This is a genomic window from Citrobacter sp. KH_055_1 (assembly GCF_057838705.1).
Genome location: NZ_CM174473.1, coordinates 3,872,605 through 3,892,795 on the forward strand (window position 1 = coordinate 3,872,605; position 20,191 = coordinate 3,892,795).

The window sequence follows — 20,191 nt, forward strand, 5'->3', positions numbered from 1 at the left end:
CCAACTTGTAAAACGGGCACGCAAAGCGTGCCCAAAGAGAAATTAGAAACGGAAGGTTGCAGTTGCAACGACCTGACGTTCCGCGCCCCAGAAGCAGCCATAGGTCTGGAAGCAACTGGCGACATATTCACGGTCAAGCAAGTTGTTAACGTTAACCGCAATGCTAGAGCCAGCCATACCGAAACGTGCTAAATCGTATTTTACAACAGCATCCATAACTGCTGCGCTACCCACTTTAAAGGTGTTTGCTGGATCACCGTAGCTGGAGCCAATAAAGCGGCCGCCGGTGCCCAGGGTCAAGCCAGATAACGGACCTTCATAGAAGGTGTAATCTCCCCACAGAGAAGCCATTTGTTCTGGCACCTGCTCAGGCGTATTCCCCTTAAGCTTGGTATCTTTCGTGTATTCCGCATCAGTATAGGTGTAAGAAGCCGTCATATTGATATTTGCGGTAAGTGCCGCTTTGGCTTCCAGTTCAACACCACGCGCGCGAATTTCACCTGCAGGAACCTGAGCCAGCGGATTATTAGGATCAGCAGTCAGGTTATTGGTTTTCGTCAGCTGATAAACCGCCCCGGTTACGACAATCGGCAGATCTTTCGGTACATACTTAATCCCGGCTTCATACTGCTCGCCTTTCGAAGGCTCGTAAGAAACGCGTGGAACGCTCCACAGGTCAAATGAACTCGGTTCAAACGACTGGCTGTAGCTGATATACGGCGTAATACCATTATCAAACAGATAGTTTACACCGCCGCGCCAGGTGAACTGATGATCATTACGCTCAATGTATCCTTCTGTTGGCGTATAAGAGTTCTGACGTATCGTTGTGGCTTGCTGAGACCAGTCGTAGCGACCACCGAGGGTAAACACCCACTTATTCCACTCAGCCTGATCCTGAACGTAGATACCGGTCTGTTTGGTTTCATTCATCTGATACGGTTCGGTATCACCGAATGCAAAATACTCAGGGTCGTAGTTGCCGTTAAGATCAATCGGTGGCGCACTACCAAAAGCAGCATTGATATCATTACGCATGCGCATGAAATCAACACCGGTTAACAACGTGTGTTCAACAGCACCAGTTGCGAATTTGCTTTCCAGTTGTGTATCGACACTGAAGTTTTGCAGGCGCTCATCATCCACGACCGTCCCACGGTTCAATGTATGTCCATCGGAAGCAATCCCGGTACCGTACACACTCTGCTGCGACGTCTTCATTTCAGTAAAGCGCAGGTTCTGGCGAACGGTGAAGGTATCGTTAAAGCCATGCTCGAAGCTGTATCCCACCATTTTCTGATTGCGGGAATAGGTGTTGTTTGAAGCACCTTCATTGAAATCGGTCGGCAAACGCTTGCCATTTGGCAGAGGCTCAACGGTACCTTCTTTCGGTAACCAACCGTAGTAACCCGTTTCTGGTTCGTTCTGGAAATAGGACAGGAACGTAAAGTTGGTTTTGTCATCCGGACGCCAGGAGAAGGACGGAGCGATCGTGTAACGCTGCGATTCGGACCCTTTCTGCTGCTCGTTTGTTGAGCGCGCCAGCCCGGTTAAACGGTAGGAAAACTCACCGTTGTCATCCAGCGCATCGCTAAAGTCAAAACCGGTCTGGAACAAATTGTCCGACCCCATTTTGAACTGAATTTCTTTTAGTGGCTCGGTGGTCGGGCGCTTGCTGACCATAGAGATAATGCCACCAGGGTTGCTCTTACCGTAGAGTACAGACGTTGGGCCACGCATCAACTCAACACGCTCAAGCATGTAAGGATCAATAACCGCATCGTTGTAGAAGTTACCCTGCAATTTCAGTCCATCCAGATAGTTATTCTGGCTCAGACCGACGGAAGAGAACCCACGGATAATAACAAAATCATAGGTGTTAGATGCACCACGACTGTTAACAGTAACACCTGGCGTATAGCCCAGTGCTTCTTTCACTGACTGGAATTGATGCATTTGCATCTCTTCGTTGGTCACGACCGAAACAGACTGTGGGGTCTTTTCGATAGGCGTATCAGTCTTGGTTGCCGTGGCGGAACGCTTGGCAGCGATGGTTGGAGCAGGTCCCCATGCGCTTTCTTGTGCGGCGGGTGCTGCGGTGACAGTGATGGTTTCTTCTTTTGGTTCAACCGCCGCCTGTGCATAGACAGACATGCCGCTAACCGCTGTGGCTACCAGCACTGCCATTTTACGCAGCGAGGAATTTGGCTGAGCAGTTTTATAACGCGCCATTGGTATATCTCTGATGAAAGTGAATGATAACGTAAACGAGAATTATTATTATAACGGCAGCATAATATTCGAAACGCTGGCGAGATAGCAAGCGATACACATCCCTACTAAAACTGAGGGGTCAAGAAATAACCAGATGAAAAGAAAGGGTTAATGAATTACGCTGAAATGTTGTTTGGTCGGAGTCTGGGATGAGAAAAGAAAAACCCGCCGAAGCGGGTTTTGGGAGAGATTAGTTACTGCCAAACATATCTTTGATCCAGCCTGCGACACCGTCGCCGTCTTTCTTCTCTTGCTGCGGCGGTTGTTGCTGTTGCTGCTGTTGAGGCTGCTGCGGCGGCGTTGACTGATCAAACGGATTGCCAGACTGTTGCAGCATCTCACCTTGCTGACACAGCGAATCCGGATCGCTGGTCCACACCGGGAGGGTACGCATCCCGCCGCTGCACACGAAGTTGCCGTCGTAATCCACGCCCATGTCGACAATATCTTCCGGCGGCGTCAGCGTTAGTGGCGTTGGCGTCTGGTTTGCCAGATAGCGCTGGTAAATCGACATCGCCCCGCTCGCACCGTACAACTTGGTAGGCTGGTTGTTATCGCGACCCACCCAGGTAATGGTCACCTGACTGCCGTCAATACCGGCGAACCAGGTATCAACGTTGTTGTTGGTGGTCCCGGTTTTCCCCGCCAGATGCAGCCCCGGATACTTCGCGCCAAGCTGACGGCCGGTACCGCGTTGCACCACCTGCTGCATGGTCCACAGCGTCATGTACGCCGCCTGTGCTGGCACAGCGCGTTCGGCCTGCGGGAAGCTTTGATACAACACCGTACCGTCTTCGGCAATTACCGAGCGCAACGCTGATAACGGCGCGCGGTTACCGCCGCTGGCGATGGTCTGGAACGCCTGCGCCACTTCAATTGGCGTCAGGTTCAATGCCCCCAGCAGCATAGCTGGCACCGGGTGCAGCTGATCTTTCGGCGCGCCCAGTTTTTCCCAGGTCTCGGTGACCGCTGGTAGCCCCAGCGCCATGCCCAGATTGACGGTCGGCACGTTCATGGAACGGGTTAACGCATCCACCAGCATCACTTTACCGCTTTCGCTGTAGCGACGGTCATCGTTCTGCGGGGACCACACCTGACCGTTTGGCTGACGCAGCGCAATCGGCGCATCGGCAATCCAGGTATTGAGGCGGTACAGCTTCGGCTGGCTCAGGGCGGTCAGATAGGTCGCGGGCTTCGCCAGAGAACCAATTGAACGACGCGCCTGCATAGCACGGTTGTAGCCTGCGAACTGCGGCTCCGACCCACCGACCATGGCGCGAACCTCACCACTAAAGCGGTCCACTACCACAATCGCCGTTTCCAGATCGCTCAGCTTACGCTGTTTCTTCAGCACCGGAATGCCTTCCACCGCCGCTTTTTCTGCGGCGTCCTGCGCCACGGAATCAAAGGTGGTGAAAATCTTCACGCCGGAAAGATCTTTAACTTTGTCGCCCAGCTTAGCCTGTAGCTCCTGACGCACCATCTGCATAAACGCGGGCTGTGGAGAGATCACCCCACCGCGCGGCTGCACGCCTAGCGGACGCGCGCTCAGCATTTCATACAGTTCCTGGTCGATAATCTGCTGCTGTTGCAGAAGACGCAGCACCAGGTTACGTCGCTCCAGCGCCAGTTTCGGGTTACGCCACGGGTTGTAGATCGACGCCCCTTTCACCATCCCCACCAACAGCGCCTGCTGATCGAGGCTCAACTCTTCAACCGGACGGCCAAAGTAATACAGGCTCGCCAGCGGGAAGCCGCGGATCTCGTTGTCGCCGCTCTGGCCGAGATAGACTTCGTTCATGTACAGCTCAAGGATCCTGTCCTTGCTGTAACGGGCATCCATCAACACGGCCATGTACGCTTCGTTGGCTTTACGCCAGTAAGAACGTTCGCTGGAGAGGAACAGGTTTTTCACCAGCTGCTGGGTCAGCGTACTGGCGCCCTGCACCGTGCGACCTGCCGTCAGGTTCGCCAGCACCGCACGACCAATGGAATACAAGCTAATGCCGTCATGCTCGTAGAAATGACGATCTTCGGTTGCCAGCAGCGTGTCCACCAGCAGATCCGGGAAACCGCTACGCGCCACGAACAGACGCTGCTCGCCATTTGCCGAAGAGAGCATGGTGATCAGGCGTGGATCGAGACGGAAGAAACCGAACTGACGGTTGTTATCCAGATTCTCGATGGTGTCCAGATGATCGCCGTCAAAGGTCAGACGCGCACGCACCTGCCCTTCTTTACTATCCGGGAAGTCAAACGGACGACGGATCATCTCAATGCTGTTCGCCTGCACGGTAAACTCACCGGGCCGCGTCATCTTCGAGACCTGACGATACTGCGTAGCCTCCAGCAGCTTCACCATCTCTTTTTTGCCGATGGGCATTTCTGGCTCGAGGTTAACCATCCGGCCATACACGGCCGCAGGCAGCTGCCAGACTTTGCCATCAATACGGCTACGGATTTTTTGATCCAGATAGACGCCGTAAATGGCAATCAGCACCAAAAAGACAATCGACAGTTTTACCAGCAGCCAGAACCAGCCGCGTTTACCACGAGGCTTACGCCCTTTGCCTTTACCTTTACGCGGCATCGGTTCTTCATCCTCATAGTCATCATCATAATCGTCGTCATACTCATCATCTCTGAGCTGACGACGGCTCACCTTTTGTTTCGCCGGACGCGTCGGTTTCCCTTTACGTCCAATTGGCTCGCGGTCATTCCCCGCCATGCTTTTTCTCCGCAACATTCAGGCGCAAAGACCTGATTCTCTGTTCTTCCGTCAAGCGACAGAAGAAGAAATCTCTCAATTTTTTTGCCTGATGGCGCTTCGCTTATCAGGCCTACCACTACAACTCATGAATACTTTTTGGTGCGCCGCGTCGGCGCGGTATTCGCCGGGTCGTCCGGCCAGACATGTTTGGGATAACGCCCTTTCATCTCTTTTTGCACCTCACGGTACGCCCCCTGCCAGAACGCGCTCAAATCACGGGTGATTTGCAGCGGTCGCTGCGCCGGGGAGAGCAGTTCCAGCACCAGCGGGACGCGCCCCTGTGCGAGGGTCGGCGTATTGGCCTCGCCAAACATTTCCTGCATCCTGACCGCCAGCGCCGGTGGGTTATCCTCGTGATAGCGAATGGCTATCCGGCTTCCCGTCGGCACAGTGTAATGTGTGGGCAATTCACTATCCAGACGTTGCAGCATTGACCAGTCCAGTAATCCGCGCAATGCCTGGCCCACATTTACTGCTTTAAGCGCGCGTAAAGCGTGCACACCGCTCATATGCGGCAGCAGCCAACTCTCCAGCGTCGCCAGCAACGACGCGTCGTCCATGGCAGGCCAGTCGTATTCCGGTAGCCATTTTGCCGCACATTGCAGACGCAGTCGGAACTGCTCTGCTTCCGGCGTCCAGTTGAGCACACTTAGCCCTTTATCGCGAATACCATTCAGCATCGCCTGATGCAGTTCCTCTTCCGAGGGTTTGGCCAGCGGCTGCACTTTTAGCGTCAACTGACCTACCTGCGTGCGGCGCAATGCCTTTAGTGTCCCCTGATTTTCATCCCATTCGATAGTGTCGGACTGCTGCAGCAACTCAGGAGATGATTGTATCAGCGCATCGATATCCAGCGGCAGGGCCAGCAAAATACGCGCATCCGGCGAGGCGCTGCCTTGCAGCAATAGAGGCGCAATAATCCATTCATGACGCCCTGATGCGTCGTCGGCATCCAGCATCGCCCCCATCCCGTTAGCCAGCTGATACCGCCCCTCCTGACCACGACGTCGGGCAATGCGATCGGCGAAAGCCGAAGCCAGTAACGGGGCGATCAGCGCGCTATCAGGCTGCCCACCTCGAATGTTCAGGCGCTTCAGCAATTGCTGGCTACGCTGCTGCCAATTCGGCTGATTGCGTGAAAACGCCACCGTCAGATCGGTACTGCCACCGCGCGGGGGCTCTTCGAGAATCGCCGCCAGTTTTGCTGCCGTTGCCGCTTCGTTGTCATCTGTGGCACGGACCAGCATCGCCGCCAGACGCGGATCGTTGCCGAGCGCCGCCATTTTCTGCCCCGCCGCACTGAGCCTGTCGCCCTCAAGTGCGCCCAGCATGTGTAGCAGCCGTTTTGCCGCCTGCAAATTGACCGTCGGCGGCCTATCCAGCCAGCTTAACTGCGCTGGGTCAGTGCATCCCCATTGCAGCAACTCCATTAGCAAGCCGGACAAGTCGCTTTGCAGCATCTCCGGCTCGCCCTGCGCCGCCGCTCTTTCGGCCTGCTCTTTCGCCAGCAGATGCAGGCAAATACCGGGTTCCAGACGGCCTGCTCGCCCGGCTCGCTGGGTCATCGACGCCTGGCTAATACGCTGGGTAATCAGGCGCGTCAAACCGGTGCGCGGGTCGTAACGCGCCACGCGCTCCTGCGCACAGTCCACCACCAGCCGGATACCTTCGATAGTTAAACTGGTCTCGGCAATATTGGTGGACAGCACCACTTTGCGCGAGCCTGGCGGCGCGGGCAAAATCGCCTGACGCTGTTCGGTAAGCGATAACGCACCGTATAGCGGGCAAAGCAGAACATCATTGCCTACGCGCGAGGTCAGCTGTTCCTGCACTCGCTGAATCTCCCCCACGCCCGGTAAAAAAAGCAGCAACGAGCCGCTTTCCTGGCGCAATAGCTCCGCCGTTGCCACCGCCACAGCTTCATCAAAGCGCTGATGCGCCGCCAGCGGCTGATAGCGTCGTTCTACGGGAAAGGCGCGGCCTTCAGAGACAATCGTCGGCGCATCGGGCAACAGCTGCTGTAAACGCCCGTTATCCAGCGTTGCCGACATGATCAGCAGTTTTAAATCATCCCGCAGCCCTTGCTGTACATCCAGCAATAGCGCCAGCGCCAGGTCAGCCTGCAAGCTGCGCTCATGAAATTCGTCGAGGATCACAAGGCTAACGCCGTTTAGCTCGGGATCGCGTTGGATCATGCGCGTGAGCACACCTTCTGTTACCACTTCGAGCCGGGTATGCGGTCCAACGCAGTGTTGAGCACGCATGCGGTAGCCCACTGTCTCACCGGGCTTTTCGTTCAGCAACTCGGCCAGACGCTGCGCCACGTTGCGGGCCGCCAGACGACGCGGCTCCAGCAGAATAATCCGCCCCTGAATGCCATTGTGCGCAAGAAGCTGCAACGGCAGCCAGGTCGATTTCCCGGCGCCGGTCGGTGCGGTCAGCAGAACCTGCGGTGAGGTATCAAGGGCGGTAAGCAGTTCAGGCACTACGGCGGCAACGGGCAACGTCGTCACAAATGGCTCCAGAGGGTTAACATTCTTCGCGCTGCATTGTAGCATCGCGTTAATTCATAACCGAGTATCCATCATGTCTGAGCCAAAAAGGCTGTTCTTTGCCATTGAATTGCCAGCCGAGGTTCGGGAGCAGCTTATCCACTGGCGAGCCGCACAGTTCCCGCCTGAAGCGGGTCGCCCCGTCGCGGCTGACAATCTGCACCTGACACTGGCCTTTTTAGGCGAGGTCAGCGCTGAGAAGCAGCAGGCGCTGTCACAACTTGCCGGGCGTATTCGCCAGCCGGGTTTTACGCTAACACTGGATGACGCCGGACAATGGCTGCGCTCACGCGTGGTCTGGCTAGGAATGCGCCAGCCGCCACGCGGGCTGTTGCAATTGGCGAGTATGCTGCGGGCGCAGGCCGCGCGCAGCGGGTGTTACCAAAGCCCACAGCCGTTTCATCCGCATATCACGCTGTTACGCGATGCCGGCCATGCGGTCACGATCCCGCCGCCGGGTTTTTGCTGGTCATTTCCGGTCACCGAGTTTGCGCTTTACGCCTCTTCATTTGCACGCGGTCGCACACGCTACACGCCACTACAGCGCTGGACGCTTGGCGAAAAATAAAAGGACATTTCCATGGAATTTTCTCCGCCACTTCAGCGCGCGACTTTAATTCAGCGCTACAAGCGTTTTTTAGCGGATGTGATCACACCCGACGGTACAACCTTAACGCTACACTGCCCGAATACCGGCGCGATGACCGGATGCGCTACACCGGGTGACACCGTCTGGTATTCAACATCAGAAAATACTAAACGGAAATACCCGCATACCTGGGAATTAACGCAAACCCAATCCGGTGCGTTTATTTGTGTTAACACCCTGTGGGCTAACAGATTAACGAAAGAAGCTATTCAGAATGCGTTAATTTCAGAACTTTCGAACTACAGCATATTGAAAAGTGAAGTAAAATACGGCGCCGAAGGCAGCCGCATTGATTTTTTGTTACAGGCGGATTCCCGCCCTGACTGCTATATTGAAGTGAAATCAGTCACGTTGGCGGAAAAAAATCAGGGTTATTTTCCCGATGCCATCACTGAACGAGGTCAGAAACACCTTCGGGAATTGATGAACGTAGCGGCCGAAGGCAAGCGAGCGGTGATATTTTTCGCAGTGCTGCATTCAGCCATTACACATTTTTCACCCGCGCGCCATATCGATGCAAAATATGCGCAATTATTAGTCGAAGCACGGCTTAAGGGGGTAGAAATTCTGGTATATAAAGCGGAACTTTCTGCCCACGGAATGACTCTTAAAGAGCCATTAGCCATTACGTTGTAATGGCATATACAAACGGGTTAATTAGTATTCTGGCCGCGTGCGCAAATACGCTTTTCCTCACAGGGTTGTCAAGTGTAACGTTTAGATAATTGCTATCCGGAAAAGCATCTGCTATTTATAGCGACCTGATTTTTCCCCCGAACATGGGGATCGATAGTGCGTGTTAAGGAGAAGCAACATGCAAGAAGGGCAAAACCGTAAAACATCGTCCCTGAGTATTCTCGCCATCGCTGGGGTGGAGCCGTACCAGGAGAAACCGGGCGAAGAGTATATGAACGAAGCCCAGCTGTCGCACTTCAGGCGTATTCTTGAAGCATGGCGTAATCAACTCAGGGATGAAGTCGATCGCACTGTGACTCATATGCAGGATGAAGCAGCTAACTTCCCCGATCCGGTTGACCGTGCCGCACAGGAAGAAGAGTTCAGCCTTGAGCTGCGTAACCGTGACCGTGAGCGCAAACTGATCAAAAAGATCGAGAAGACGCTGAAGAAAGTAGAAGACGAAGATTTCGGCTACTGCGAATCATGCGGCGTAGAAATTGGTATTCGCCGTCTGGAAGCGCGTCCGACAGCCGATCTGTGCATCGACTGCAAAACGCTGGCTGAGATTCGCGAAAAACAGATGGCAGGTTAATACTGTCATTTGTACCACGTTGACTACAGGCGGGAGTTTCTCCCGCCTTCTTCTTTTATGCTATCCACCGACATGACTGACAAACGCTATATTGGCCGTTTCGCCCCATCCCCTTCCGGCGAACTGCATTTTGGTTCATTGATTGCCGCTCTCGGCAGCTACCTACAGGCTCGCGCACAGCACGGGATCTGGTGGGTGCGCATTGAAGATATCGATCCCCCTCGTGAAGTTCCCGGTGCTGCAGATACAATTCTGCGTCAGCTGGAACATTACGGACTGCACTGGGATGGCGAAGTGCTGTGGCAATCTCAGCGCCATGACGCGTACCGTGAAGCGCTGGCCTGGTTACAAAAGCAGGATCTGAGCTATTACTGCACCTGCACCCGTGCCCGCATTCAGAGTATTGGCGGCATTTATGACGGCCACTGTCGCACATTACGCCACGGACCGGACCACGCGGCGGTGCGTATCAAGCAACGCCACCCGGTCATGCAGTTTAACGACCGACTGCGCGGCGAGATTCAGGCCAACCCTCAGCTTGCTCGGGAAGATTTTGTCATCCACCGACGCGATGGGCTGTTTGCCTATAACCTGGCGGTGGTGGTTGATGACCATTTTCAGGGCGTGACGGAAATCGTGCGTGGCGCGGATCTTATCGAGCCCACAGTGCGCCAAATTTCGCTGTATCAGCAGTTTGGCTGGCCGGTACCGGACTATATTCATCTCCCGCTGGCGCTCAATGAACACGGGGCTAAACTTTCTAAGCAGAATCATGCGCCTGCCCTGCCGCAAGGCGATCCGCGCCCTGTTCTCATCGACGCGTTGCGCTTCCTCGGACAAGACATAGCAATACCGTGGCAAGCGCTAAGCGTGGAAGAATTACTGCAAACTGCGGTGCAAAATTGGGTGCTTACGACGGTGCCGGGTTCAGTGAATGTAAATCCGGCATTCTCAAATGCCTCTTGCTGAGCTATGATTAGCCGCTATTTTTACACAGCAACACTTGTTCTGACTGAAGTTTGACACTACCGAGGTGTACTATTTTTACCCGAGTCGCTAATTTTTGCCGCAAGGTGCTAAGCCGCGAGGAGCGCGAGGCCGAGCTTGCCGTCGCCCGTCCACATATGACGGTAATCCCGCGTGAGCAGCACTCTATCTCCCGCAAAGATATCAGTGAAAATGCCCTGAAGGTAATGTACAGGCTTAATAAGGCTGGATACGAGGCATGGCTGGTCGGCGGGGGCGTACGCGATCTTTTGCTGGGCAAAAAGCCGAAAGACTTTGATGTCACGACCAACGCGACTCCCGATCAGGTTCGGAAACTGTTCCGTAACTGCCGTCTGGTAGGACGTCGTTTCCGTCTGGCCCATGTGATGTTTGGCCCGGAAATTATCGAAGTGGCAACCTTTCGCGGACACCATGAAGGCAGCGAAGCCGACCGTGCAACCTCACAGCGCGGTCAAAATGGTATGCTGCTGCGTGACAACATCTTCGGTTCCATCGAAGAAGATGCGCAACGCCGCGATTTCACCATTAACAGCCTTTACTATAGCGTAGCGGATTTTACCGTTCGCGATTACGTCGGCGGGATGCAGGATCTGGAAGACGGCGTCATTCGCCTGATCGGTAATCCTGAAACTCGCTATCGTGAAGATCCCGTGCGTATGCTACGCGCCGTCCGCTTTGCAGCAAAACTCGACATGCGTATCAGCCCGGAAACCGCCGAGCCGATCCCGCGTCTGGCAACCTTGCTGAACGATATTCCGCCGGCACGCCTGTTTGAAGAAGCTCTCAAACTGTTACAGGCGGGCTACGGCTACGAAACTTATAAGAAACTGCGTGAGTACAGCCTGTTCCAGCCGCTGTTCCCGACCATTACCCGCTATTTCACCGAAGAAGGTGACAGCGCAATGGAACGCATTATTGCCCAGGTACTGAAGAACACCGATACCCGTATCCACAACGATATGCGTGTCAATCCGGCGTTCCTGTTTGCCGCCATGTTCTGGTACCCGCTGCTGGAAGCCGCGCAGAAAATTGCTCAGGAAAGCGGTCTGGCCTACTACGATGCTTTCGCTCTGGCGATGAACGACGTGCTGGACGAAGCGTGCCGCTCGCTGGCGATTCCTAAACGCCTGACATCGCTCACCCGCGATATCTGGCAGCTTCAGTTACGCATGTCCCGTCGTCAGGGAAAACGCGCCTGGAAGCTGATGGAGCATCCGAAATTCCGCGCAGCCTACGATTTACTGGCGCTGCGTGCCGAAGTGGAAAACAACGCCGAACTGCAGCGTCTGGCGCAGTGGTGGGGCGAATTCCAGGTTTCCGCGCCACCAGAGCAAAAAGGCATGCTGAACGAGCTGGATGAAGAGCCAGACGCACGCCGTCGCCATCGTCGTCCGCGTAAACGTGCGCCGCGCCGCGAGGGAAGTGCGTGACCCATCGCGTATACCCAACGGATTTCGGGTTGCATCAAGACGGCGACACAGCGAATGCCCAGGAGCGTACATCAGTACGTGACAAGGATGAGCGAGGAAAGCCAACACAGATGCAGCCAGAAAGACGACGGGTATATATCGCACTCGGCAGCAATTTAGCCTCTCCGCTGGAACAGGTTAATGCTGCCGTACAGGCACTGGGAGAAATCCCGGACAGCCGGATCGTCGCCGTATCCTCCTTCTACCGCACGCCACCATTGGGTCCTCAGGATCAACCTGATTACCTGAACGCTGCCGTTGCGCTGGAAACCACGCTCGCGCCTGAAGAGTTGCTCAACCACACGCAGCGTATCGAGTTGCAGCAAGGGCGAGTACGGAAAGCCGAACGCTGGGGTCCGCGCACGTTGGATCTCGACATCATGTTGTTTGGCAACGACGTGATTAATACCGACCGTCTGACCGTTCCGCATTACGATATGAAAAACCGGGGCTTTATGCTGTGGCCGCTGTTTGAAATCGCGCCGGAACTGACTTTCCCGGACGGTACCCACCTGCATCAGCACCTCACCCTCCTTGGCGCAGAAAAACCTGCCCACTGGTAAATTTTCCCCTCCCCTTTAGCGTTTACTGCTTTCGCGCCAAACGGTTGCTTAAAACCATTGCCCCCCTGAATGTGACTGCTAGAATGCCGGTAAATATGACTTTCACACTCAGGAAATGTTATGAAACCGACGACCATTTCCTTGCTGCAAAAATGCAAGCAAGAGAAAAAGCGCTTCGCGACGATTACGGCCTACGACTACAGCTTCGCTAAACTCTTTGCCGACGAAGGCATCAATGTGATGCTGGTCGGCGACTCACTGGGAATGACAATACAAGGGCACGATTCCACCCTACCGGTCACCGTTGAAGACATCGCCTATCATACCCGGGCAGTACGTCACGGTGCGCCAAACTGCCTGCTGCTTGCCGATCTACCGTTCATGGCCTACGCCACGCCGGAGCAAGCCTTTGCTAACGCGGCGGTGGTGATGCGCGCTGGCGCAAACATGGTCAAGATTGAAGGCGGCGCGTGGCTGGTTGATACGGTGAAAATGCTGACCGAACGTGCGGTCCCGGTGTGCGGTCATCTGGGCTTAACACCCCAGTCGGTGAATATCTTTGGCGGTTATAAAGTGCAGGGCCGTGGCGATGCTGGCCAAACGCTGCTCGACGATGCCCTGGCATTAGAAGCCGCAGGTGCGCAGCTGCTGGTGCTGGAGTGTGTTCCGGTTGAGCTGGCAAAACGCGTGACCGAAGCGCTGTCCATCCCGGTCATCGGCATCGGCGCAGGCAATGTCACCGACGGTCAGATCCTGGTGATGCATGATGCGTTTGGTATTACCGGCGGTCATATTCCGAAATTTGCCAAAAATTTCCTCAATGAAGCGGGCGACATGCGCGCCGCGGTGCGGCAGTATATTACCGAGGTTGAATCCGGCGTTTACCCGGGTGAAGAACACAGTTTCCATTAAGGAGTCAAGGTGTGCTAATTATTGAAACCCTACCGCTGCTGCGCCAGCACGTTCGTCGTCTGCGTCAGGAAGGTAAGCGCGTCGCGTTAGTTCCCACCATGGGCAACCTGCACGATGGTCATATGAAGCTGGTCGATGAAGCTCGGGCTCGAGCGGATGTAGTGATCGCCAGCATTTTCGTTAACCCGATGCAGTTTGACCGCCCGGACGATCTGGTGCGCTACCCGCGTACGTTGCAAGAAGATTGCGAAAAGCTGAACAAACGTAAAGTCGATTACGTCTTTGCTCCAGCCGTAGAAGAAATCTACCCTCAGGGTCTGGAAGGCCACACTTTCGTTGATGTTCCCGGCCTCTCCACCATGCTGGAAGGTGCAAGTCGTCCAGGTCACTTCCGCGGTGTTGCCACCATCGTTAGCAAGCTGTTCAACCTGATCCAGCCTGATATCGCCTGCTTTGGCGAGAAAGACTTTCAGCAGCTGGCGCTAATTCGCAAAATGGTGGCCGATCTGGGTTACGACATTGAGATCGTCGGTGTGCCGATTATTCGCGCCAAAGACGGTTTAGCCCTCAGCTCACGCAACGGCTACCTGACGGCTGAGCAGCGTAAAATCGCCCCAGGCTTGTACAAAGTGATGAGCCGCATTGGGGAAAAATTACAGGCCGGTGAGCGCGATCAGGAAGAGATCATTGCCATTGCAGAGCAGGAGCTGAACGAAAAAGGATTCCGTGCCGATGACATTCAGATTCGCGATGCCGATACTTTGCTGGCGCTAAGCGAAACCAGTAAACGTGCAGTAATTCTGGTCGCTGCATGGCTGGGCCAGGCGCGTCTCATCGACAATCAAAGCGTTACATTAGCCCAGTAGACAGGGGCTAAAAATCGGGCAATACTGCCTAAAAATTTCTCAAAGCAGGTCGTTTTTGCCTGCTTTGCCAAGGTAAACGACAGGGTATAGACGTTATGATTCGCACCATGCTGCAAGGCAAGCTTCACCGCGTGAAGGTCACTCAGGCGGACCTGCATTACGAAGGCTCCTGCGCTATTGACCAGGACTTCCTCGATGCTTCCGGTATTCTGGAAAACGAAGCGATTGATATCTGGAACGTGACCAACGGTAAACGTTTCTCTACGTATGCCATTGCGGCTGAACGCGGCTCGAAGATCATCTCCGTGAACGGTGCTGCGGCGCATTGCGCTGAAGTTGGCGACATCGTGATTATCGCCAGCTTCGTGACGATGTCTGATGAAGAAGCGCGAACCTGGCGCCCGAAAGTTGCCTACTTCGAAGGCGATAACGAAATGAAACGTACTGCGAAAGCGATTCCGGTACAGGTTGCCTGATAATATAATAGCCTTGAAATATTTTTTAGGGCTATTATTCATAAAATATATAAAAAGCGCAGAATAATAAATATCACAAAATATATTATATTTTATTAATTAATCCTGTAAAACTTATTTTCGATTTTAACATATTCACCTAAGTCATTCAAACGCTCAATTCTACATTCATTATCAACAATTCTTAATTCCCCCTACAGTCCTTTCAAGAATAAAATGCCCAGACCTAAAATTCTTTAGGCTCCCTCCATTTATTGCCGGGAATATTTAATTTTATATGGATGTTAACAAATGAATAAGTTGAGCATTGCTGCGGCAGCAATTGTTTTCGCACTGGGTTCAGCATCTGCATTCGCAGATGATGTAGGTCTGATCACTTTTGATGGTGCCGTTACTGACACTGGCGGCGTTGGTTCCAAAGAATTCGAACTGCATCTGAGCGGTTGCCCGACAACGCTGACCAAAGCGTCAGCCACCTTCACCTCTCAGCAGTTCGCTGAACTGTCTAACGGTACCCTGAAAACCGATCCGAGCGTTGCTGGACATGCCGATAACGTAAGCCTGGCGCTGTATAACAACGGTTCCAGCAACACTGACCGCATCGAGGTTGGCCTGCCGGCGAACAACACTCAGACAGCAACGCTGGACGAAGGTGTTGGCGTACTGGCTTACCGCGTGGCTTACGTTCCAAGCGCAGACTGGGTGAAAGGGACGACTGATATCACCGCCGGTAAAGTCAGCAGCAACGCTACCTTTACTATGTCCTACGAGTAATCACGCCGTAGTTGGATTATGCGCCTGCCTTTTCCGCAGGCGCATCGCAGGGAGCATATATGCATCGTTACACCCAATTGACCCTCGCTGCTCTGGTATGCGCCAGCGCTGCGTTAAGCACATTTAGCGCCAGTGCGGACATCGTTATCTCCGGCACTCGCGTTGTGTATCCACAGTCATCCAAAGACGTTACCGTCAAGATGGAAAACCGTGGCAACAAACCGCTGCTGGTGCAGTCCTGGCTGGACGACGGTCGTGATACGGTTAATCCACAAGAGCTGAAATTACCGTTTATCGTCACGCCACCGGTCTCGCGCGTTGATCCGTCAAAAGGCCAGACCGTCCGTATTACGTGGACCGGGCAGGCCCTGCCTCAGGATCGGGAATCTCTGTTCTGGTTTAACGTGCTGGAAGTTCCACCAAAGGCAAAAGACGCCAATGCCCAAAACGTCCTGCAGCTCGCGTTCCGCACTCGTATTAAGATGTTTTTTCGCCCGGACGGTTTACAGGGCGATCCGGCCACCGCGGCGGGAAATCTGAAATGGTCACAGCAGGGCGGAACACTGGTTGCCAATAATAGCAGTCCTTATTACGTATCGATGGCAAGCGCCACTATTACGGCAAGCGGTAAGAAAATAAATGTCGATTCCCATACGATCTCACCGCTATCAAGTGAAGTTATTCCGCTAAAAAACACGCCTAATATATCAGGTGGAAAAATAGAATATGCCGCAATTAATGATTTCGGTGGGATAGAGAAGCACCAGGCCAGCATTAATTAATTACCGCGCTGAAGGATATCAGCATCCAGAAGAGATAAGGGAACTATGCTTTTTCGTCGATCATTATTGTGTACAGCTATTTATATTGCACTCCAGTCTCCAGTAATGGCAGAAGAAGCATCTCCAGTTTTAGCGGATGATGTTGAATTTAACGATCAATTTCTCTTCAATACTGGCTCAAACATCGACGTAAGTCGTTATTCAAAAGGCAACCCAGTCCCACCGGGTACCTATAAAACGCAGATCCTGCTGAATGGTCAGCGTAAATTGCTGGGCGATTTTACCTTCAACGATAATGGCACGCCACGCGCTACGCCCTGCTTCACTAGCAAGTTATTGACGCAAATTGGCGTCAAAACAGCAGGGATGGATCTCGAGTCTGCTGAATGTGTCGATCTTGCCAAACAGTTCCCGCAGTCCTCATGGAATTATGATATCGGCACTCAGGAACTGTCACTCTCCATGCCGCAGATTTACGTCCTCAAAAACCCTAACGGATACGTCGATCCTTCGTTATGGCAGGATGGTATTCCGGTGGCAATGTTTTCTTATGATCTCAACAGCTGGCATTCGGAAAACAGCGGTAGCAGCTCTGACTCGGCCTATGCCGGATTAAAATACGGTGCCAATTTTGGCGCATGGCATCTGCGTGCCAGAGGTAACGCGAACTGGGACAAAGACAACGGCAGCGAATACTCTAGCCAGGATATTTATCTACAGCGTGATATCACGGCATTGCGCTCGCAGTTTCTGGTTGGCGACTCCTTTACCCGCGGTGATGCCTTTGATTCCTTCAGCCTGCGCGGCGTTCGTTTTTATAACGATGACCGTATGCTCCCCGGCGGGGCGTCAACCTTCGCCCCGGAAATTCGCGGCGTGGCAAAAAGCAACGCCAAGGTCACGATTAAGCAAAGCGGCAGTAAAATTTATGAAACCACGGTGCCGCCCGGCCCCTTCGCTATCAATGATCTCAGTACCACCGGCTATGGCAGCAATCTGGATGTTTCTATTGAAGAAGCCGACGGCAGCGTGCGCACCTTCTCGGTGCCCTACTCCTCCGTCACACAGATGCTGCGTCCTGGCTATGGTCGCTGGGACGTTGGCGCAGGCGAACTGCACGACAATGGCTTAAAAGAGAAGCCTCGACTGGGCTACGCCAGCGGCTACTACGGCCTGAATAATACCTTCACTGTTTACACCGGTGCTCAGTACATGGACGTCGGCTATTACGCTGGCTTGCTGGGTATCGCCACCAATACGCCAGTGGGTGCCTTCGCTTTTGACGTTACGCACTCAAATACATCGGTCGACGATCTGGACACCCTCACCGGGCAGAGCTATCGCATCACCTGGAGTAAGCTGATTGAAGATTCGCAAACGTCTTTCAACATTGCCGCCTACCGTTTCTCGACTGAAAACTACATGTCGCTGCGCGATGCCGCCACGCTAAACGATAACGTGAAGCACAACGGATCGGATGCAAACAATGAGTTCAGCAATTTCCAGCGCATGAAAAACCAGTTCCAAATCAATATCAGCCAGCCGGTCTCTCTGTGGGATTCCAGCAGCGGGAACCTGTATGTGAACGGGAGTTGGGAGGACTACTGGAACAAGTCGTCATCGACCTCGCAATACAGCATCGGCTACAGCGATTCCTTCTCGTGGGCCAGCTACAGCCTTTCCGTTCAGCGCACCTATAACGAATACGGTGATAAAGACGACAGCGTTTACTTAAGTCTGAGTATTCCGCTGGAAAACCTGTTCGGTCGTAACAAAAGGCCGCTCGGTTTTTCCACCGTCAACATGAGCGTCAACAGTGATCTGAAGTCGAACAATAACTTCGCCACCAGCGCCAACGGTAACACTGACGACTATCGCTTTAACTATAGCGTTAACACCAGCGCCAGCCGTAGTGACAGCGGCTCAATTAACCAAGTTGGCGGCTACGGTAGCTACAACAGCTCACTGGGGCCACTCAGCGTGTCGGCTTCCGCATCCGACGATAATAGCCGTCAATATTCATTAAGTTACAGCGGCGGCATGTTGCTGCACTCCGGCGGCCTGACGCTGGCGCCGAACAGCATCGGCGATACCGACACGCTGGCACTGGTTCACGCTTCGGGTGCCAAAGGCGCGCGCTTAACCAATGGCGACGGCGAAATTAATCGCTTTGGCTATGCCATCCAGCCTTATCTGTCCGCTTACCGGGAAAATAATGTAGGCATCAATATCGACAAAATGGAACACGACGTCGAGGTGAAAAACACCAGCTCCGTGGTGATTCCGCGCAGCGGCGCCGTGGTACGGGTGGATTTCGAAACCGATGAAGGACGTTCACTGCTGCTGGAGTTGCAACGTACCGATAACGGCTTTATCCCGCTCGGCGCGGATGTGCAAAACGAAAAAGGTGAATCTATCGGGACCGTCGGGCAGGCCGGTATGGCGTACGTTCGCGGTGTCGTTGATAGCGGAAAACTGCTTGTCATCTGGGGCAGCGGCAGCGACGGACGCTGCACCGTCAACTATCAGCTCGATAGCGAGAAAGCTGAACAGAAAGTTGGCCTTACCCGTCTACTGAGTAACCAACGTTGCCAGATGTAATGGCATTATTTTTACAGGGATTATGAAGATAATGAGACTGAAAAAACTCTACCTACTGGGCTGTAGCGGACTGCTGTTCGCAACCGCATACCCAACCCAGGCGACATCACTGGATGTCACCTTTACCGCAACGCTACGCGAAACCACCTGTGATATGGCTATCGAAGGCGGCAGTGGTACTGGTCTAGACAACACCATTCCCATTGGCTCGGGAGGAACCGTCAGCCTCGATAAAATCGTCAACGGCGACAGTGCAGCACAAGCAACTTTTAAGCTGAAAATCAACGAATGCCCGGACAGCTTACAAGGGCTAAAAACCACCATAACGGGCACCAAGTCTGGCTATTCCGACTACATCATTGTTAACGGAGCAGGAACGGCTGATGCCGCAAGCTACCTCGGTCTTACTATCGCCAGGGGTTCCGCAACCGATGCGCCTTTCATCATTAACGCCACTACTGATACGGGCCGGATAGTCTGGAGCAGCGCGGAAATCAGCGCTAAAGAAGTGTCGTTAGTCGCCGCATTAGCGGAAACCAGCAAAGGCAAAGGCACCACAGGTGACTTTAGCGCCGTGGCGACCTTCAACTTCACCTACGAATAATCATCAGAAAAGGGATCTCTTGATGAAAAAATTATCATTTCTGGGCGGCGTTGCCGGTGCAGTGCTTTTTTCTGCTCACTCTTTTGCCGCAATAACCGGTACCGCCAGCGTTTCGGCAACCTTTACCACGACCGTCTCGGCAGGCACCTGTACGGCACAAATTCAGAACACCGGTGGTCAGGCTATCAGTACGTTGGATTTCGGCGAGGTCTTTAAGTCAGATCTGGTCAATCAAAGCCGCAGCGAGCCGTTCAAAGTGGCCTTTACCGACTGCGCGGGCGTCAAAACCGCCAGCTATCAGGTCGTCTCCGGTACCGGGGGCGGGTGTTCAGGGCCAAGCACTAACGGAGATTCATTCTCTGCTGGTAACGCCACCGGTTTTGAAGTCTGGCAAGGCGTAGCCGGAACAGGAACGCTGCTAAGCTGCAATACCAAGCCCGCGCAAACGCTCACCATGAGCGGCAGTACGCTCGATGTTGCTTTTGCCTCCCGTATTGTTATCGCCAAGGATAGAACGATTTCCAACGTCACGGCAGGCAGCGTCAGCGCGCCGGTCACGTTTGTTGTCACCTATCAGTAAACCTAGAGGAGTAGAGCCGTCATGCCATTCAACATCCAAAT

17 protein-coding genes are annotated in these 20,191 nt (G+C 53.8%); 14 read left to right on the top strand and 3 right to left on the bottom strand.

The window, feature by feature from the left end; all coding sequences use genetic code 11:
- Positions 1-42: 42 nt before the first annotated feature.
- The 3 genes from fhuA to hrpB form a co-directional block, all read right to left on the bottom strand.
- Positions 43-2,232: a ferrichrome porin FhuA gene (gene fhuA, locus AC3ITF_RS18280; RefSeq protein ID WP_137361983.1), complete on the bottom strand. Its 2,190-nt coding sequence runs from the start codon at positions 2,230-2,232 to the stop codon at positions 43-45.
- A gap of 232 nt (positions 2,233-2,464) precedes the next feature.
- Positions 2,465-5,002: a bifunctional glycosyl transferase/transpeptidase gene (gene mrcB / locus AC3ITF_RS18285; protein ID WP_115259419.1), complete on the bottom strand. Its 2,538-nt coding sequence runs from the start codon at positions 5,000-5,002 to the stop codon at positions 2,465-2,467.
- A 125-nt stretch (positions 5,003-5,127) separates the two neighbouring features.
- On the bottom strand, positions 5,128-7,557 hold the full coding sequence (gene hrpB / locus AC3ITF_RS18290) for an ATP-dependent helicase HrpB (RefSeq protein ID WP_489175905.1): 2,430 nt from the start codon (positions 7,555-7,557) through the stop codon (positions 5,128-5,130).
- A gap of 73 nt (positions 7,558-7,630) precedes the next feature.
- Between hrpB and thpR the strand changes: the two genes are divergently transcribed.
- The 14 genes from thpR (at position 7,631) to AC3ITF_RS18360 (ending at position 20,150) form a co-directional block, all read left to right on the top strand.
- Positions 7,631-8,164, top strand: coding sequence for an RNA 2',3'-cyclic phosphodiesterase (gene thpR, locus AC3ITF_RS18295; protein ID WP_096758260.1), 534 nt, complete (start codon positions 7,631-7,633; stop codon positions 8,162-8,164).
- Between the two features lie 12 nt (positions 8,165-8,176).
- Positions 8,177-8,881, top strand: coding sequence for a DNA/RNA nuclease SfsA (sfsA, locus tag AC3ITF_RS18300; protein WP_115259421.1), 705 nt, complete (start codon positions 8,177-8,179; stop codon positions 8,879-8,881).
- Positions 8,882-9,059: 178 nt separating this feature from the next.
- Positions 9,060-9,515 carry an RNA polymerase-binding protein DksA gene (dksA, locus tag AC3ITF_RS18305; protein ID WP_003829221.1) on the top strand — a complete coding sequence of 152 codons (456 nt, stop codon included), beginning with the start codon at positions 9,060-9,062 and terminating at the stop codon, positions 9,513-9,515.
- A gap of 72 nt (positions 9,516-9,587) precedes the next feature.
- Positions 9,588-10,484, top strand: coding sequence for a tRNA glutamyl-Q(34) synthetase GluQRS (gene gluQRS, locus AC3ITF_RS18310; protein ID WP_489175906.1), 897 nt, complete (start codon positions 9,588-9,590; stop codon positions 10,482-10,484).
- A gap of 71 nt (positions 10,485-10,555) precedes the next feature.
- Positions 10,556-11,953 (top strand): polynucleotide adenylyltransferase PcnB, encoded by a 1,398-nt coding sequence (pcnB, locus tag AC3ITF_RS18315; protein WP_207119307.1) that lies wholly within the window; start codon positions 10,556-10,558, stop codon positions 11,951-11,953.
- A gap of 110 nt (positions 11,954-12,063) precedes the next feature.
- Positions 12,064-12,555 carry a 2-amino-4-hydroxy-6-hydroxymethyldihydropteridine diphosphokinase gene (gene folK, locus AC3ITF_RS18320; protein WP_137399721.1) on the top strand — a complete coding sequence of 164 codons (492 nt, stop codon included), beginning with the start codon at positions 12,064-12,066 and terminating at the stop codon, positions 12,553-12,555.
- A gap of 120 nt (positions 12,556-12,675) precedes the next feature.
- Positions 12,676-13,467: a 3-methyl-2-oxobutanoate hydroxymethyltransferase gene (gene panB, locus AC3ITF_RS18325; RefSeq protein ID WP_117342296.1), complete on the top strand. Its 792-nt coding sequence runs from the start codon at positions 12,676-12,678 to the stop codon at positions 13,465-13,467.
- Positions 13,468-13,478: 11 nt separating this feature from the next.
- The gene (gene panC, locus AC3ITF_RS18330) at positions 13,479-14,333 is read left to right on the top strand and encodes a pantoate--beta-alanine ligase (protein ID WP_115259425.1); all 855 of its coding nucleotides are present in this window, start codon (positions 13,479-13,481) and stop codon (positions 14,331-14,333) included.
- A gap of 95 nt (positions 14,334-14,428) precedes the next feature.
- Positions 14,429-14,809, top strand: a complete 381-nt coding sequence (panD, locus tag AC3ITF_RS18335) for an aspartate 1-decarboxylase (protein ID WP_023178331.1) — start codon at positions 14,429-14,431, stop codon at positions 14,807-14,809.
- Between the two features lie 291 nt (positions 14,810-15,100).
- Entirely contained in the window at positions 15,101-15,583 is a 483-nt protein-coding gene (locus AC3ITF_RS18340; RefSeq protein WP_489175907.1) for a fimbrial protein, read from the top strand.
- Positions 15,584-15,642: 59 nt separating this feature from the next.
- Positions 15,643-16,365 carry a fimbrial chaperone gene (locus AC3ITF_RS18345; RefSeq protein WP_135912571.1) on the top strand — a complete coding sequence of 241 codons (723 nt, stop codon included), beginning with the start codon at positions 15,643-15,645 and terminating at the stop codon, positions 16,363-16,365.
- Between the two features lie 45 nt (positions 16,366-16,410).
- Positions 16,411-18,966: an outer membrane usher protein gene (locus AC3ITF_RS18350; RefSeq protein ID WP_115259428.1), complete on the top strand. Its 2,556-nt coding sequence runs from the start codon at positions 16,411-16,413 to the stop codon at positions 18,964-18,966.
- A gap of 22 nt (positions 18,967-18,988) precedes the next feature.
- Entirely contained in the window at positions 18,989-19,570 is a 582-nt protein-coding gene (locus AC3ITF_RS18355) for a fimbrial protein (protein ID WP_135912573.1), read from the top strand.
- Between the two features lie 22 nt (positions 19,571-19,592).
- Entirely contained in the window at positions 19,593-20,150 is a 558-nt protein-coding gene (locus AC3ITF_RS18360; RefSeq protein WP_115259430.1) for a fimbrial protein, read from the top strand.
- Positions 20,151-20,191: the final 41 nt, after the last annotated feature.

Bases quoted from the DNA above. Each gene is read 5' to 3' on its own strand.
- thpR (WP_096758260.1), top strand. From the start codon at position 7,631: ATGTCTGAGCCAAAAAGGCTGTTCTTTGCCATTGAATTGCCAGCCGAG.
- sfsA (WP_115259421.1), top strand. From the start codon at position 8,177: ATGGAATTTTCTCCGCCACTTCAGCGCGCGACTTTAATTCAGCGCTAC.
- panD (WP_023178331.1), top strand. From the start codon at position 14,429: ATGATTCGCACCATGCTGCAAGGCAAGCTTCACCGCGTGAAGGTCACT.
- AC3ITF_RS18360 (WP_115259430.1), top strand. From the start codon at position 19,593: ATGAAAAAATTATCATTTCTGGGCGGCGTTGCCGGTGCAGTGCTTTTT.
- AC3ITF_RS18345 (WP_135912571.1), top strand. From the start codon at position 15,643: ATGCATCGTTACACCCAATTGACCCTCGCTGCTCTGGTATGCGCCAGC.
- folK (WP_137399721.1), top strand. From the start codon at position 12,064: ATGCAGCCAGAAAGACGACGGGTATATATCGCACTCGGCAGCAATTTA.
- fhuA (WP_137361983.1), bottom strand. From the start codon at position 2,232: ATGGCGCGTTATAAAACTGCTCAGCCAAATTCCTCGCTGCGTAAAATG.
- AC3ITF_RS18355 (WP_135912573.1), top strand. From the start codon at position 18,989: ATGAAGATAATGAGACTGAAAAAACTCTACCTACTGGGCTGTAGCGGA.
- gluQRS (WP_489175906.1), top strand. From the start codon at position 9,588: ATGACTGACAAACGCTATATTGGCCGTTTCGCCCCATCCCCTTCCGGC.
- AC3ITF_RS18340 (WP_489175907.1), top strand. From the start codon at position 15,101: ATGAATAAGTTGAGCATTGCTGCGGCAGCAATTGTTTTCGCACTGGGT.
- mrcB (WP_115259419.1), bottom strand. From the start codon at position 5,002: ATGGCGGGGAATGACCGCGAGCCAATTGGACGTAAAGGGAAACCGACG.
- panB (WP_117342296.1), top strand. From the start codon at position 12,676: ATGAAACCGACGACCATTTCCTTGCTGCAAAAATGCAAGCAAGAGAAA.
- dksA (WP_003829221.1), top strand. From the start codon at position 9,060: ATGCAAGAAGGGCAAAACCGTAAAACATCGTCCCTGAGTATTCTCGCC.
- AC3ITF_RS18350 (WP_115259428.1), top strand. From the start codon at position 16,411: ATGCTTTTTCGTCGATCATTATTGTGTACAGCTATTTATATTGCACTC.